The organism is Roseibium sp. JB4-4, assembly GCF_055693425.1.
Genome location: NZ_CM146333.1, coordinates 1,903,897 through 1,918,751, shown reverse-complemented (window position 1 = coordinate 1,918,751; position 14,855 = coordinate 1,903,897). Strand labels below are relative to the sequence as shown.

General features: G+C 55.3%; 12 protein-coding genes. 8 read left to right on the top strand and 4 right to left on the bottom strand.

The genetic code is table 11. The annotated features are described in order from the left end of the window. The first annotated feature begins 35 nt into the window (after positions 1-35). The 3 genes from ACZ1HV_RS08800 to ACZ1HV_RS08790 all read left to right on the top strand — a co-directional run bounded on the left by ACZ1HV_RS08800 (position 36) and on the right by ACZ1HV_RS08790 (position 3,581). Entirely contained in the window at positions 36-899 is an 864-nt protein-coding gene (locus tag ACZ1HV_RS08800; protein ID WP_472717854.1) for an SDR family oxidoreductase, read from the top strand. 188 nt (positions 900-1,087) lie between these two features. Further along, positions 1,088-2,608 carry an ankyrin repeat domain-containing protein gene (locus ACZ1HV_RS08795; protein ID WP_472717853.1) on the top strand — a complete coding sequence of 507 codons (1,521 nt, stop codon included), beginning with the start codon at positions 1,088-1,090 and terminating at the stop codon, positions 2,606-2,608. Between the two features lie 166 nt (positions 2,609-2,774). Then, positions 2,775-3,581: a mechanosensitive ion channel family protein gene (locus ACZ1HV_RS08790; protein WP_298813646.1), complete on the top strand. Its 807-nt coding sequence runs from the start codon at positions 2,775-2,777 to the stop codon at positions 3,579-3,581. Between the two features lie 33 nt (positions 3,582-3,614). Here the strand turns inward: ACZ1HV_RS08790 and ACZ1HV_RS08785 are convergent, their stop codons facing one another. After that, entirely contained in the window at positions 3,615-6,458 is a 2,844-nt protein-coding gene (locus ACZ1HV_RS08785) for a cation:proton antiporter (RefSeq protein WP_472717852.1), read from the bottom strand. A gap of 66 nt (positions 6,459-6,524) precedes the next feature. After that, on the bottom strand, positions 6,525-7,454 hold the full coding sequence (locus tag ACZ1HV_RS08780) for a DMT family transporter (protein WP_472717851.1): 930 nt from the start codon (positions 7,452-7,454) through the stop codon (positions 6,525-6,527). A gap of 223 nt (positions 7,455-7,677) precedes the next feature. On the opposite strand from ACZ1HV_RS08780, the gene ACZ1HV_RS08775 reads away from it, so the two are divergent. Continuing rightward, positions 7,678-9,837: a malate synthase G gene (locus ACZ1HV_RS08775; RefSeq protein ID WP_472717850.1), complete on the top strand. Its 2,160-nt coding sequence runs from the start codon at positions 7,678-7,680 to the stop codon at positions 9,835-9,837. A gap of 204 nt (positions 9,838-10,041) precedes the next feature. Here ACZ1HV_RS08775 and ACZ1HV_RS08770 read toward each other — a convergent pair whose 3' ends face one another. Next, a complete protein-coding gene (locus tag ACZ1HV_RS08770; RefSeq protein WP_472717849.1) occupies positions 10,042-10,644 on the bottom strand; it encodes a hypothetical protein in 603 nt (200 codons plus the stop codon). A 251-nt stretch (positions 10,645-10,895) separates the two neighbouring features. Here ACZ1HV_RS08770 and ACZ1HV_RS08765 point away from each other — a divergent pair, with 251 nt between their 5' ends. The 4 genes from ACZ1HV_RS08765 (at position 10,896) to ACZ1HV_RS08750 (ending at position 14,156) form a co-directional block, all read left to right on the top strand. Beyond that, complete coding sequence (locus ACZ1HV_RS08765) at positions 10,896-11,456, top strand: TetR/AcrR family transcriptional regulator (protein ID WP_298983573.1); 561 nt, start codon at positions 10,896-10,898, stop codon at positions 11,454-11,456. Between the two features lie 169 nt (positions 11,457-11,625). Then, positions 11,626-12,354, top strand: coding sequence for a CE1 family esterase (locus tag ACZ1HV_RS08760; RefSeq protein ID WP_472717848.1), 729 nt, complete (start codon positions 11,626-11,628; stop codon positions 12,352-12,354). After that, entirely contained in the window at positions 12,351-13,301 is a 951-nt protein-coding gene (locus ACZ1HV_RS08755) for a carbohydrate ABC transporter permease (RefSeq protein WP_472717847.1), read from the top strand. The genes ACZ1HV_RS08760 and ACZ1HV_RS08755 overlap by 4 nt, the downstream gene beginning before the upstream one ends. 3 nt (positions 13,302-13,304) lie before the next feature. After that, positions 13,305-14,156 carry a carbohydrate ABC transporter permease gene (locus tag ACZ1HV_RS08750; RefSeq protein ID WP_472717846.1) on the top strand — a complete coding sequence of 284 codons (852 nt, stop codon included), beginning with the start codon at positions 13,305-13,307 and terminating at the stop codon, positions 14,154-14,156. Between the two features lie 205 nt (positions 14,157-14,361). Here ACZ1HV_RS08750 and ACZ1HV_RS08745 read toward each other — a convergent pair whose 3' ends face one another. Then, complete coding sequence (locus tag ACZ1HV_RS08745) at positions 14,362-14,814, bottom strand: Lrp/AsnC family transcriptional regulator (protein ID WP_472717845.1); 453 nt, start codon at positions 14,812-14,814, stop codon at positions 14,362-14,364. Between the last annotated feature and the right edge of the window lie 41 nt (positions 14,815-14,855).

Genomic DNA, 14,855 nt, shown 5'->3' with positions numbered 1-14,855 from the left:
GTCAAGCTTTGGCTGACACACTGGAGGAGGTCTTCATGTCCCTGAAGGGAAAGACACTTTTTGTCACCGGTGCTTCTCGTGGCATTGGAAAGGCCATCGCATTGAGAGCAGCCCGTGATGGTGCAAACATCGCGGTCGCCGCCAAAACCGCAGAACCTCATCCCAAGCTAGAAGGCACGATATTTACAGCTGCCGAAGATATCGAGGCCGCCGGCGGCAAGGCGCTGCCGATCGTTCTCGATGTGCGCGAGGATGAGGCGGTCAAGGCCGCGATCGACCAGACGGCTGACCATTTCGGCGGGCTCGACATTCTTGTCAACAATGCCAGCGCCATACAGTTGACGCCTCTTCAGCAAACGGACATGAAACGGTTCGATCTGATGCACCAGGTCAACACACGCGGGACGATGGCTTGCTGCAAGCATGCAATTGAACACCTCAAGCATGCCGACAATCCACATATACTGATGCTGTCCCCGCCACTCGACATGAAGGAAAAATGGTTTGCGCCCTTCACACCCTATGCGATTGCCAAATATGGCATGAGTCTGGTGGTGCTCGGTTTGTCGGGAGAACTCCGGTCCAAAGGGATCGCCGTCAATGCCTTGTGGCCGCGCACTACGATTGCGACTGCTGCCATAAAGAACATTATTGGCGGCGACAAGATGATGCAGCAAAGCCGGACACCAGACATCCTCGCGGATGCCGCCTATGAGATTTTCACTTCGCCGTCGAGAGACTTTACCGGCGAGTTCCTGATCGACGACACCTTCCTTGCAAGTCGTGGTGTTACTGATTTCAAACGCTACCGCGTTGACCCGAGCCTCTCGCTGGCGCCCGATTTCTTCGTTCCAGATGATAGCGAAGCACCATGCGAACTCGGACCGCTTACTAAGTGAATCAGACTTGATCATTGGCCTGAACGGGGTTGCTTTTTTGGACCCGTTCAGGCAGTTTTTCGGAGCCGATGAGGGCGGCTGCCGGATCCGCGGAAAGCGCAAGCACCCTGACCACTGACAACATAAGCCGGTTTTTCACCTGCGCCCGAAAACAGCGGATCGTCCGGGCCTGAACCAGGAGAAAAGCCATGTCCAATGGACCTTTGTCTTCCCTCGATAGCTACAAGAAAGCTGCAAGGCAGCTCAAAAAGGCGCATGCCAATAGTGATGCCGACGCATTTGCACGCGTTGCCGCGCACGTTGACCCGGCAAAGGCGCTTCGGCATGCGGATTTTCTGCATGTGATCGCGTGCGAAGCGGGCCAGGAGAGCTGGCCGAAGCTAAAATTCGCGCTGGAAAGTGCGGCTATGAGCAAGGCTGAAAAAGCCGAGCGGCTCAAAATGGCGCTCTATTTCGGTCAGCATTGGATCACCGAAAAACTGCTTCAGGATGCCCCTGATCTCAAAGACGAGAACTTCGGACTGCAAGTTGCACTCTACGATCTGGCGTCTGTGCGCAGCGCAATCGAGGGCGACCGGGATGTTGCAACCCGAATTGTCGGCATTCGCTCGCCCCTGTTGCATCTCGCGTTTTCAAAGGAAATCCATCGCCGCCCTGAGAAACTGAATGACATGATGTCCATAGCCGAACTGCTGGTCGCAAACGGTGCAGATGTCGATGACAGGTATCCGGCACAGCCCGGCCTAGAACACAAGCTGTCGGCGCTGTACGGTGCGATGTGTCATGCCGATAACTTCGAGCTTGGAAAATGGCTGCTGGATCGCGGAGCTGATCCGAATGACGATGAAAGCCTGTACCACAGTACCGAGCTTGGTCAGACGAGGGCATTGTCGCTGCTGCTGAAGCGCGGCGCCAAACCAAACAGTACAAACGCCTTGCCGCGCGCCCTGGACACGGAGAATGTGGACATGGTGCGTCTGTTGCTGGAGGCGGGGGCCGACCCGAATTTGTCAGTGCCGGATCATCCGAGCGGAGAGCCTATGGACACGATACCGTCCCTTCATCAGGCGGTTCGGCGCGGGCGGTCGGTTGCGGTGATCGAGCTGCTTCTCGAATTCGGAGCCGATCCGTCGGGGATCTGGAAGGGGCACACTCCTTATGGTCTTGCGCGGATCTATGGAAACCGTGCAGCCGCCAGATATCTGGAGTCTCGGGATCATGCACCCGAGTTGTCGGCAAACGAGCAAGTTCTGGCCAAGTGCGCGGATGGGGCACCTGAACCCGGCCAGCTGATTGTCCAGGACTTAAACGACGAGGACAAATGCCTCTTAACCAATCTCGTCGGCGAACCTGGAAGGCTCGACCACGCGAAAGCGCTGGTGAAGGCCGGGCTTGACCCGAACGCGATCGACAGCATGGGAATGTCACCGCTTCACATCGCCGGTTGGAATGGTCTGGTTCCTGAGATCACATTCTTCCTTTCCTTCAATCCGGATTTGGATAGGACAAACGGATACGGAGGTGATGCACTCGATACGGTGCTACACGGATCGGAATTCGCACCACAAAGATCGGAAGCTGACCACATCCAGTGCGCGCGGTTGCTGCTTGAAGCAGGCAGTGTTCTTCACCCCAAATTCCTGACCAATTGCGGCAATGAGGAGATGGCGCAGTTTCTTGAGGACTGGGCCTCACGGGGTCACAGCTAACCGGCGGGCCGTTGGTGCCCACTTGGCGGTCAATGAAGAGGCGCAAAAGGTGCCTGAAGCCAACAAAACCTGTTGCAATTGCCAAGCACATGTTCTGGAAACTTGGCAATTGCACTGCTACTAGTCACGGTTATTCAAACCGATTGAATGAAGTGGAGTAATACCGATGGAAGGTGCAATGGACCAGATGGGCGTCTACATGCCGCTCATCATAAATGCGGCGAAAGCCCTTGTTGTCCTGATTATCGGCTGGTTCCTGGCCGGTTTCCTGGCGGGCATTGTCAGAAAACGGATCGTCAGTCACCCGCAAATCGACGACACGATTGGTGGATTTGCAGCTTCCATCGTTCGCTGGTTGGTGCTTCTGGTTACCATCATCGCGATCCTTCAGCTGTTCGGCATTGAGGCAACCAGCCTGGTTGCTGTTCTCGGTGCAGGTACTCTGGCCGTCGGTCTGGCCTTGCAGGGAACGCTCAGCGACATCGCGGCCGGTGTCATGCTGATCATTTTCCGGCCGTACAAGATCGGTCAGTTCGTTGACATTGGTGGCACATCCGGAACCGTGAAGGACCTCAATATTTTTGTCACCGAACTGGTAACGCCAGACAACGTTCAGATCATCATGCCCAATGGCAAGGCGTGGGGCACGGTGGTGACCAACTATTCTGCACACGACACACGCCGCCTCGATCTGACCTTCGGCATCGACTATGGAGATGACGCAGACAAGGCCACACAGATCATTCTGGATGTTGCGAATGCCGACGACCGAGTATTGAAGGACCCTGAGCCCTGGGTACGCGTGACCAATCTCGGCGACAGTTCAGTGGATCTGGGCGTCCGTATATGGTGCAACGCAAGCGACTATTGGGAGCTCAAGTTCCACATGTTGAAAACGGTGAAGGAAGCCTTCGACGCAGGCGGCATTTCCATTCCGTATCCGCACGCGGTCGAAATCCAGAAGGCCGGTTGATCCGGAAGACCTGGTTCGTTCAAGGAGATCGCATCACCCGGATGCGGTCTCCTTTTTTAGTGTCTGATCTGATGTCTCAGGCTCTGAGGTTTTGGAAAGTTCCTCAGCATTGGCGGTCTTTTCTGGCGAAGGCTCGATATACGGCTGTCTGGCGGCCGTGGCGTCATTTGCAGGCTCCGGTGCGGCACTTCCTGCTTCGGCCAATTCAGGGTTGGCATCACCGGCTACAATATCGACTTTGTCGATACGGTCTGCTTCCGGCTTCGCCAATTCCGAAGGTTCTGGTGTTGCGACTTGCGCGTCATCTTCCTGTGGCGTGTCCGGGTCTTTTTTGGTGAAGACCGGAAACACCGGATCCTCAACGTCGTGCTCAGGCTCGTCGACGTTCATGAGTTGACGTTCCTGCGCCAGGCCGACCACGTGATCGCGCAGATCCGGGTGCTGCTCCATCAATGCCTTGAAATCATGGGCTTTGAGGTAGAGGAGCTGACAATAGCCAAGGGCAAAAACATCCGCGCTGCGACGACCGCCGGTCATGAGCGCAATTTCACCGAAAACATCGCCACGTCCCAGGCGCACATTATGTGTCGGCGCGCGCACTTCCACGGCACCTGATGCGATGAAGTAGGCGGCGTCACCTCGGTCACCCTTTCGGATCAGTCTTTCTCCGGGCGTTGCAAATTGCGGCCGCATCATGCGCCGGATCGCCTTTTGCTGCTTGCGTGGAAGATCTGCGAACAGCGGATGAGCGCTGACCAGTTCCCGGGTTTTCAGCCCGAGGTCGAGTTTCGGTCGCGTGTGGCTGGATCGCCGGGACCGTTCAACATCACGGAGCAGGTTCCGATGAAGCTCTGTGCCGATCAGCATCTGGTCCCGGGCATTGTCGAGTGCCGTTTCTTCCAGACGCACACCGGCCTTGCGCAGGAACTGATCCTCCAGGGCGTCTGCATAGTCCGGGTATTGAAGACGCAGGGCATCGATTGCCTGCATGGTCTCGTCCTGGCGAATGGCCAGTGTGTCCTGCAAAATATCCGCGACACGTTCGCCGAGCAGCGGTCTGATATGCAGATTGTTGAAATCGATCAAGTCGTCAGCAAGGATACGGTACACCAGCAAAAACTCGAACCGGTCGGCAAGCCGGTTTGCCAAGGGTCTTGCAATGCGCAGCCGCCGTTGAAGCATCTGTGCAAGTCGAAATCCGAGGCCGAATTTCAGCGGCTTGCGAACTGCTTTGTTATATCCCGAGCGACCGTCGCTTCGGGTAAGGTCGCCAACGCGTCCGGTCAATGTCAGAAAGCGCGAAACCGAACGGCCTGAAATCGTCTTTTCATGAAAATGCTGAAGAACAAGTTGCTGTTCGCGATCTGCCAAAGCGATCAGCCCGATACGCACGCGATCCCAGTCGCTGAGTTCTTCCAGCTTGTTGGTCTCGGCTGCCGCAGCTGCAGCACGCTCCTCATAGTCCTGAAGGACTTTTTTGGTGACACGCGGTTCGATGTGATAGTTCTCTGCCGCTTCTTCGATTTCCTGACGCACATCAGATAGCGACAACGCCAGAAACTGTGTTCTGACCGCTTCATCGAGCGCATTCAATTTGTTGAGACCGAGCAGGCGGATCAAAGGTTTCAAGCTGGTGCCATAGACCAGCAGTGTGAAAAGAACAAAGCCGGTCGCCAGCTTCGTTATGAATGTCGAGACCTCCTCACCCAGCCCGGTATGTTCGGAGACACTGAGTGCGAGCGTCAATGTGACTGCGCCGCGCATGCCTCCCCAGAGCATCACCGTCTTGTAACGATTGTTCACCGATTGCCCGGCTCGCAGTTTGCTCAAGACCGGTAACAGTCCGAAGATCACCACTGCACGTGCGGCAAATGCAGCAAGCACGACCACCACCAGAAGCAGGATATCGATGGGTGTGAAGCCTTCGACAAATCGCGGGATCAGAATTGCGGACAGCAGGAAGATGAGGGACGCAGCCCAGAACGCAATCTGTTCCCAGACCGAATGCAGGAACCGCCAGTTGGCAGGCTGTATGCGGGCAGGGCCATAAAGATTGAACACTGTTCCTGCACAGACAACAGCAACAACTGCTGAAACATCTGCGAACTGGTCGCTGAGGACATAGGTCCCATAAGGCAGAGCAAGGCTGAGTGTTACCTGCGCCAGAGGGAGGTCACGCATAAGCGGCAGCAAGGAGACCGCTATTCGTGCGAGCACAGTGCCGACGACAATGCCGCCAATGAAAGATCTGACAAAGGCTACAAGCGCCTCGTTTGCCGACATGGACTGATTGCCGGTGAGAATGTCCAGAATGATGACGAAGATAACGATCGCGGCAGCATCGTTAAGCAGGCTTTCGCCCTCAACAATCCTGCCGAGTCTGGGCGGCGCGCCGATATCCCTGAAAATGGCGACGACCGCGACCGGGTCTGTCGTTGCAACGATCGCTCCAAGCAACAGGCAGGCGAGCAGGGAGATGCCGGCAATATTGGCGAGGCTGGTCAGTGGATAAAGCGCGAAACCTATAAAGGCCGTTGCCACGAAAACCGCGACGACTGCCATGACCAGTATGGGGCCGATATCTTCGAACATGCGCCGCACGTCCAGCGTGAGCGCCGTCTGAAATAGCAAAATAGGCAGGAAAATATAGAGGATCATCTCCGAGTTCAGCGGAGGATCTACGAAGACTGCCGCGATTTCGTTGAGTGCATCCGTATGGGCCGTATAAAGCAGATAGGTAGCGAGAATACCAATCAGCGTTCCGACCATGGCCAGAAGAACACTGGGCGCAAGTCCAAGGCGTCGTGCGATCGGCTGAAGCACGGAAATCGTAATCAATAAGAGCGCGAAGACGCCTGTAATCAGTGGGGTATCCATTACGGCAATGTGCCCCGCGAATGCGGCAATTTCAAATAACCGGTCGAATTAATTTATGAATTTCAGTTAAGGCGACGCGGCGCTGGCGGCTTTTCGCTCCGAAAGCCAGATGCCACCGAGGACAAACACCAGTGCGAGGCCGTGATGCCATTTGAAGGGTTCGTTCAGGATCGACACTGCCAATACGGCGGCAAAAATCGGGACCAGGTTGATAAAGACCCCGGCCCGAGCCGGACCGATCAGCTCCACACCGCGCATGAAGAAGATCTGCGACAGGCAAGAGGGAAAGACGGCAATGTATAGCACCACCAGCCATCCCTTGGCGGTGGGCCACTGCACTGTGCCTGCACTGATTTCGAAAAGGAGGCCCGGGATTGAGGTGGCAACGGCAATGCCGGACAGAATTGCAAAGAACACCAGTCCGGAAACCTGCGGCCTGTTTCGGAGAGCCAGGGTGTAACCGGAGTAAAGAACACAAGCGATGAACATGACGCCGTCACCGGGATTGACGGCGAGTGCAAGCAGTGTCTCCAGTTTGCCCTGCGCGGCGATCAAGGTGACGCCCGCCAAGGTCAACAGGATGCCGCACACCTGCAACACCCGAACCTTTGCTCCAAAGGCAATCACGGAACCGATCAGAACCAGAATGGGCATGGAACCCTGAATGATGCCGAGATTGACCGCTGTCGTTTGACCGGCAGCGATATAGAACAGCGAATTGAAGGCCACAAACCCGAGAGCTGCCATGAGCACCATGCGCGGAAAGAAAAATGGTTTGATGACCGGCCAGTCTGCCCGGATGCGCGGCCACAGCAGCGGCAACATGATGGACGCGACAATCACCCAACGCAGGAAGACAACCGCCATGGGAGAAACTTCACCGACTGCCAGACGGCCGGCGACCGTGTTTCCACCCCAGAACAGTGTGGTCAGGCCGAGCATGACGATGGCATTGCCGAAGGTCAGGTCGCCAAATCGTTTTGCGAGAGCGCGCATGAGGTCCTGTGAGGAGTGAGCGGGAGAACGAGAGGTAGCGGATCAAAGGACGTTGCGAAAGCACAATATCTTCGAATGCAGTTCTATATTCTCGGAGATAATGAAAATGATTGTTTCCAAAAAAGAAAAAGTGATGCTTGGAGGACGGCAATTGACGATCGGGGCCTTTGACCCCAAAACACTGGGTAAAGCAAAACACGCATGTTCTGAGCGGAGAATACGAATGACAGGCCGGATCGACGTCCACGGGTTGCAAGTTGCCCAGGTTCTATATGACTTTGTCAATGAGAAAGCCCTGCCGGAAAGTGGTGTCGAACAGGAGCATTTCTGGAAAGGTCTGTCTGCACTGATCCATGATCTGGCGCCAAAGAACAAGGCACTGCTCGCGCGGCGCGACGAACTGCAGGCAAGGGTTGATGGCTGGCACAAGGCCAATTCCGGAACTCCGGATATGCCCGCATATAAAGCGTTCCTGAGTGAAACCGGATACCTGGTGCCGGAAGGGCCGGATTTTGAAGTCGGTACGCAGAATGTCGATCCGGAGATTGGTGAAGTTGCCGGACCCCAGCTCGTGGTTCCGGTCATGAATGCGCGCTATGCGCTCAATGCCGCCAACGCGCGCTGGGGGTCGCTCTATGATGCACTCTATGGCACCGATGCCATGGGTTCGCGCCCGCAACCGGGCGGCTTTGATGCCGCGCGCGGCGCAGAAGTCATTGCATATGCGCGCCGTGTGCTGGACGAGACCGCACCGCTTCTCGCTGGAAGCTGGTCGGATATCACAGGCCTTGCAGTGAAAGACGAAAATCTGTTGATCTCGGTCGACGGCGGTTCTACCTGCCTTGCAGACAGGTCCCAGTTTGCCGGCTTCGCCGGCGACCCTGCGGACCCCTACAAGGTTCTGCTGGTAAAGAACGGTCTTCACCTGGAAATCAATGTCGACAGTCAGCATCCGATCGGCAAAACCGACAAGGCGCGCATTTCGGATATTGTCCTGGAATCCGCAATGTCGACGATCATGGATTGCGAAGATTCTGTCGCTGCCGTTGACGCCGAGGACAAGGTTGTCGTTTACACCAACTGGCTTGGACTGATGAAGGGGGACCTTCAGGAGACCTTTGAAAAAGGCGGTGAAACGGTGACGAGGCGCTTGCATGGCGACCGGAATTATTCAGCACCGGATGGCAGCGCACTAAAGCTTCATGGTCGTTCACTGCTGCTGATACGCAATGTCGGTCACTTGATGATGATTGATGCCGTTCTCGATGAGCATGGAAACGAAGTGCCTGAGGGCCTGCTCGACGCCATGATCACGTCGCTGATTGCACTTCATGACATTGGCCCCAACGGCGGCGGCACCAATAGCCGCACCGGCTCTGTCTATATCGTGAAGCCAAAGATGCACGGCCCAGAAGAAGTGGCTTTCGCGTCGCAGATATTCAGCCGGGTGGAAGACGCACTCGGGCTTGAGCGAAACACGCTCAAGATGGGCATCATGGACGAAGAGCGGCGCACGACAGTGAACCTGAAGGAGTGTATCCGGCAGGCAAAGGATCGTGTCTTTTTCATCAACACCGGTTTCCTGGATCGAACCGGTGATGAAATGCACACATCCATGGAAGCCGGTCCGATGATCCGCAAGGGTGACATGAAAGCAGCCACCTGGATTGCGGCCTATGAGAACAACAATGTTGATGTCGGGCTCGCCTGCGGATTGCCGGGGCACGCACAAATAGGCAAGGGCATGTGGGCCATGCCTGATCTGATGCACGCGATGCTGGAGCAAAAGGTCGGGCACCCGATGTCAGGAGCGAACACGGCCTGGGTTCCCTCGCCAACGGCGGCAACCCTGCATGCCATGCACTATTACAAGATTGCCGTTCAGGATAGACAACAGGAATTGAAGTCACGGCACGCGGCCAAGCTGGAAGACATTCTGTCTATTCCCGTCGCCGAAAGGCCCAACTGGGCGCCGGACGACATTCAGGCTGAACTCGACAACAACGCGCAAGGCATTCTTGGCTACGTCGTCCGCTGGGTAGAGCAGGGGGTCGGCTGTTCCAAGGTGCCGGACATCAACAATGTCGGCCTCATGGAAGACCGGGCCACATTGCGCATTTCCTCCCAGCATATCGCCAACTGGCTGCATCATGGTGTTGCCAGCAAGGAACAGGTTCTGGAGACCATGCGGCGCATGGCAGCCGTCGTGGATGGTCAAAATGCCGGCGACCCGCTCTATCGTCCGATGTCTGCTGATTATGAAGGCTCGGTCGCCTTCCAGGCAGCGTGTGAGCTGGTCTTTGAAGGCACCAAGCAGCCCAACGGCTACACCGAGCCGGTTCTTCATCGCCGTCGGCTTGAGTTCAAGGCCAAGACAGCCTGACACGCGATCATCGTTCAATGCGAGCAGTTTGCGCGCGGCCAGCCGATGAGGCAGGGGCTGCGCGCAGGATATTATGGGAATGCCGACGGGAGAAAGCACTCCCGGAGGTACGCTTTGCTTCTCGAAGTTCCCCATTCTCGGCGATTGATCCAAACGCAAACATGCACCAGTCATCAGATCAAAGCGGCAAAGACAAGTGTCGTTCTAGCTGTCAGGTATTGAGCTGGTTTCGGGCTCAAAGCCTGCCGCCAAAACAGCCAATGTCGGGCGAGGCGTAAGGACCGTAACCTGCAGGCTGTCAAAGGGGCTCTGAACTGCCGTGCCATACGAGCCGGATTCAAATGGATAAAGCGAACGGTTAAGCAGCAGGTGCGGGCGATCCCGATAAAGAACAAATGCGTGATCTGGAAGGTCACGCAGCAAGGCCTCATGACGAACCTGGGTGCGCATGCGTGTTACTCTGGCAGAATGCAACGCGGTATCGATTTCCTTGTGACCGGACGCGCCTCCATGCGCCTTGGACCAGGCCTTGACCCATGCGCGGTAGGCTTTCGGCCTGCAATAGGCGCAGGGCCGGTGACCCGCGGCAAGCGCAATCGCTTCGTCAAAGAAAAACAACGGTGTCCATCCGCGTGCTGGTCTTGGCCCGTGATAGCGTCCGCGCGGATGAACGAGATTGCAAATGATCCAATGCTTGTGTTTCCAGCGGCTTGTGCCCAACCGGCCTTGCGCATCGAGATCAAGAATGCCGCGATTGCCGGTGATTGTCCCCCGGAAGGAAGTTGAAACGATTTCTCCTGTCGGCAAGACTCGATTTTGCAGCGGTGCGTGTGTCACTAGTGTTTGGCCCATGATTGAAAGACGAGGGTGAAGACGGTGCCCGTCCCGGTAGGGTCGGTGTATTTTCCGCAAGTCTGGCACATACCGGAACATTGTCCTGAGCAGGATCAAATTACCAGAGAAGAGGCTCATCCCCCCTTCAATCGGTCCTTTGAATTCCAACTGGTTCAGGCTGGACTTGACAAACGGACAAGTGTCCACTTAAGTAAGCGAAACTGATGACCCGAAGCGACGCGCAGGAAAATAGACGCACAATACTTCAGGCATTTGCCAGTCTGTTGCGACCAGGCAACGCCAAGCTTCCCACGATGTCGGACGTGGTCCGGCAAAGTGGCTTGGGAAGAGGGACTGTCTATCGCCACTTTCCGGAAATCGGGGATTTGATCTTTGCTCATTTGGACGAAGGATATCGCGCCGTTTGCTCAAGTTATGAACCGGAATGGATCAAGGGAGATGCGAATGCAATTCGAGCGAAATGCGAAACGTTTCTTCTGAGTTACTACAAATTCAATCGCGACAATCACAGCATTCTGGCGACGCCCGAGTGTCTGATTTCTGAAGGCCGGCAGCTTGCCAAAACGGAACTTCGCAGAAAAATCTATGTGACGCTGACACGCATGTCGGAAACTCCAATGAAACCGATTGAACTGAACAAATGGACGGATGTGGTCGCCTGCTGCGTCGAAACGGAACATATCGGCTCGAGTTCAATGCTGGAAGCGAGGCCGGACATTTCTGTCGGTATTGCAATGACACTTCTGGATGCCTGCCTGAAGTGAACTGACGGCAATCTCCTGATTGATTTTTTGAAGCCTGGCTCTGTCGCCGGGACGGGGTTCTTTTGCCTGGAGGAGGTACAATGAGAAGCTGGTATCCCATATTTTATGCAGCTTTTGTGCTGGTCCTGGGGGCGCTGCCAATGCTTGCGGGAATGCAAGTGATTGCAGGTTGGAAACAGGTACCTATCGCTACGAGGCACCTGACATCATCGGCTCCCAATTGCCTGTCGTGGTCTACTTTCATGGTTACGGCAGCTCGGCAGCGAACACGATTGAGGTGGATCGCAATCTTGTCAACGCTGCGTTGGAGCGTGGATATGTGTTTCTCGCGCTGAACGGAATGACCCGGAATTTTGAGGGAGCCAAGAATGGTTGGTCGGTGCGCGACGGGCAACACCCGTTGCGCAACGAAGCCGATTTTGCCAGAGCGGCGGTTCAAGATCTCGCCGGCGAATTGTCTCTGGATTTGAGTCGCGTCCTGCTTGCTGGATACTCAATGGGAGGTTCCGCCGTTCTGGATACAGCCTGCCATTCGCCACAAGGCTTTGCCGGATTTGTCGTTCTCAACGGCGCTATGTGGACGCCACTTCCGAAGACCTGCGTCGAACCCGTTCAACTTTTCCAGATCCATGCCTTCTCAGACACCGTTATGCCGCTTGAGGGTTTGAGTTACGGACCTGTCAGCACTGGTGACGTTTTCGCAGGGCTCAAGTTGGTGCGGGAAGTTGCGGTTGACAGCCATACACCGGACGGGTTTGCCGTCTCGGCTGAAATGAGTTGCCGTTTCTGGCAAGACAGCGCGGTTCGTTTCTGCCTGTATGATGGTGACCATACCTGGCCGGCCGACTGGATGCAGAAGGCTCTCGATTGGTTTGAACAGCGGTCAGGCAAGCCGTGACAAATGTCTCAATGGCTGCTGGGCGCGCTGAACGTCAGACGGTTTTCCGTTCTTTTCCCTCCGTGCCACGAAATGTGAAAGCCTATTTTTTCCTGGCACCCGCGGTTCTGGTTTTTTCCGTTCTTGTTCTTTATCCCATCGCGCATTCGATCTGGATTTCGTTCTTCGATATGACGGGAGCGGATCTGTTCAGCGCATCGAACAAAGCCGAGTGGGTGGGGTTAAGCAACTATCTGGAACTCCTTGAAGATCCCAGGTTCCATGTGTCTGTTCAAAACACGCTGCTCTGGTTTTGCCTCTTCATGTTGGCGTTGCCGGCAGGGCTAGGGATCGCTTTGCTTGTGAATCAGACCGCTCCAGGCGTTTGGCTCTACAGGTCGCTCTTTTTCTTTCCCTTTGTGATCTCTCAAGTCGTTGTCGGCCTGATTTTCACTTGGTTTTACGACCCCCGCTTTGGGCTGGTCGGCAAACTTTGGGACTGGATGGGGGCAGCACCCCCTGCAATTCTGGGAGAGCCAGGTCTCGTCAATTTCGGCCTGATTGCAGCGGGCCTTTGGCCCCAGACCGCATTTTGCGCCCTGATTTACCTGACAGGGCTCTGCAATCTGTCACAGGACCAGATCGAAGCGGCAAGACTAGACAATGCAAAGGGATGGAAACTGCTGCGTTATATCATCCTTCCGCAATTGCGTTCGGCGACGTTCATTGCCTTCCTTGTGACGGCTATTGGCGCACTGCGGTCATACGACCTCATTGTGATCATGACAGATGGCGGGCCCTACGGCTCATCACGGGTGCTTTCCTATTTCATGTATGAGCAGGCCCTGTCTGAATACGGCACCCGTCAGGGATATGGAGCAGCCATAGCCGTTGTTCTCTTCCTGCTGACCATGACGGTGCTCAGCATCTTCATCTGGCGAACGCTCAAGTCAGAGGCGGAAGACTAGGCGATGTTTCCAAAACCCATCGAACATGCGCCGGCGGTCACAAGGTACCTCTACAATCTGCTTTTACCTGTCTGCGTAATTGTCTGGTTGCTGCCTCTATTGGCGGTGTTTGTAACGTCTGTTCGCTCACAAGCCGATATCACGCGCGGCAACATTATGGGGTGGCCATCGGAGATCCAGATTTTTCAAAACTATGGTGCAGTCCTGACTGAGTCCGATTTTGTCTCCCATTTCCTGAATACGATCAACATTACCGTACCAAGCGCGCTCTTGGCTGTCTGCATTGCCACCCTGGCGGGATACGCGCTTGCAATCCATCGAATCCGGATTGGCGCGACAGTGTTTTTGCTCTTTCTGGCCGGAAATTTTGTCCCGTTTCAAATCCTGCTGGTCCCGGTCCGCAATCTTGCTCTGGAGACCGGGCTCTATGACACTGCGACCGGTCTGGTCTTGTTTCACGCTGCGTTTCAAACCGGATTTTGCACCTTGCTGGCACGCAATTTCATCAGGGAACTTCCGTTTGAGCTGATCGAGACCGCAAGGCTGGACGGCGTCGGCGAAAGACAGATCTTTTTGCGTATTGTATTGCCGTTGATCAAGCCGGTCCTGGCCGCAATGATGATCCTTGTTTTCACATTCGTCTGGAATGATTTTTTCTGGGCGACTTCACTCACCCAGAGCAATGATACGCGCCCGATAACAGCGGCAATACAGTCCTTGAATGGACAGTTCGTCAGTCGTCATCATCTGGTCTCCGCAGCCTCGCTCCTGGCTGCTTTGCCGCCGGTCATTTTGTTTTTTCTGATGCAAAAACACTTCACGGCCGGGCTCACACTCGGGGCGAGCAAGGGGTAGCACTCGTGCCGCGTTGAGGTAGCCTGCGTTTTTCCAAAAGTGCTCTCAACCTCTTTGGAGCGGGAGCGCTTTGACGACGTTGGTCTGTCAGCCTCGCACCGGACTGCAGATAATCCATTGCCTTCAATTCAGTCTCATGTGCCGCTCATGAACCTTGCCGACGTCGAAGGCCGATGGAGAAGATCATCTACTCTCTAAGAGCATGTCAGAGACTAACGGCGGTTTCTTCCTTGCCGGTCTTGATGACCACCATTGTGAAGAAACGGGCGACGTTGCTTTGGTCGCGAAACAGACGCTCGCACAGACGGTCATATTCCTCCATGTCCCGCAATCGAAGCATCAGGACGACATCGCTTGCACCCGTAACCGCATAAGCGTTGGAGACGGCTTCTTCTGCAGCCACGCTGTCCAGAAAGCGGCGCATATGCTGTTCGCCGTGCAGTTTCAGTTCAACGGTTACAATAGCCTTGATGACCCGTCCGGCTTTGGCGGGGTTCAAAATGGCGACCACGCGATCGATAAAACCGTTTTTTCTGAGCCGCTGCACGCGGCGCAGACAGGTAGACGGCGAGAGACCTACCTTGTCTGCCAGTTCCACATTCGTGCGCGAAGCATCGTGCTGGATGAAGTTCAATATTTTACGGTCTATTCGGTCCATCTGAAAAGCCTATTCATTCAGCAAATCTTTGCAATAAAATT

Bases quoted from the DNA above. Each gene is read 5' to 3' on its own strand.
- ACZ1HV_RS08800 (WP_472717854.1), top strand. From the start codon at position 36: ATGTCCCTGAAGGGAAAGACACTTTTTGTCACCGGTGCTTCTCGTGGC.
- ACZ1HV_RS08795 (WP_472717853.1), top strand. From the start codon at position 1,088: ATGTCCAATGGACCTTTGTCTTCCCTCGATAGCTACAAGAAAGCTGCA.
- ACZ1HV_RS08790 (WP_298813646.1), top strand. From the start codon at position 2,775: ATGGAAGGTGCAATGGACCAGATGGGCGTCTACATGCCGCTCATCATA.
- ACZ1HV_RS08785 (WP_472717852.1), bottom strand. From the start codon at position 6,458: ATGGATACCCCACTGATTACAGGCGTCTTCGCGCTCTTATTGATTACG.
- ACZ1HV_RS08780 (WP_472717851.1), bottom strand. From the start codon at position 7,454: ATGCGCGCTCTCGCAAAACGATTTGGCGACCTGACCTTCGGCAATGCC.
- ACZ1HV_RS08775 (WP_472717850.1), top strand. From the start codon at position 7,678: ATGACAGGCCGGATCGACGTCCACGGGTTGCAAGTTGCCCAGGTTCTA.
- ACZ1HV_RS08765 (WP_298983573.1), top strand. From the start codon at position 10,896: ATGACCCGAAGCGACGCGCAGGAAAATAGACGCACAATACTTCAGGCA.
- ACZ1HV_RS08750 (WP_472717846.1), top strand. From the start codon at position 13,305: ATGTTTCCAAAACCCATCGAACATGCGCCGGCGGTCACAAGGTACCTC.
- ACZ1HV_RS08745 (WP_472717845.1), bottom strand. From the start codon at position 14,814: ATGGACCGAATAGACCGTAAAATATTGAACTTCATCCAGCACGATGCT.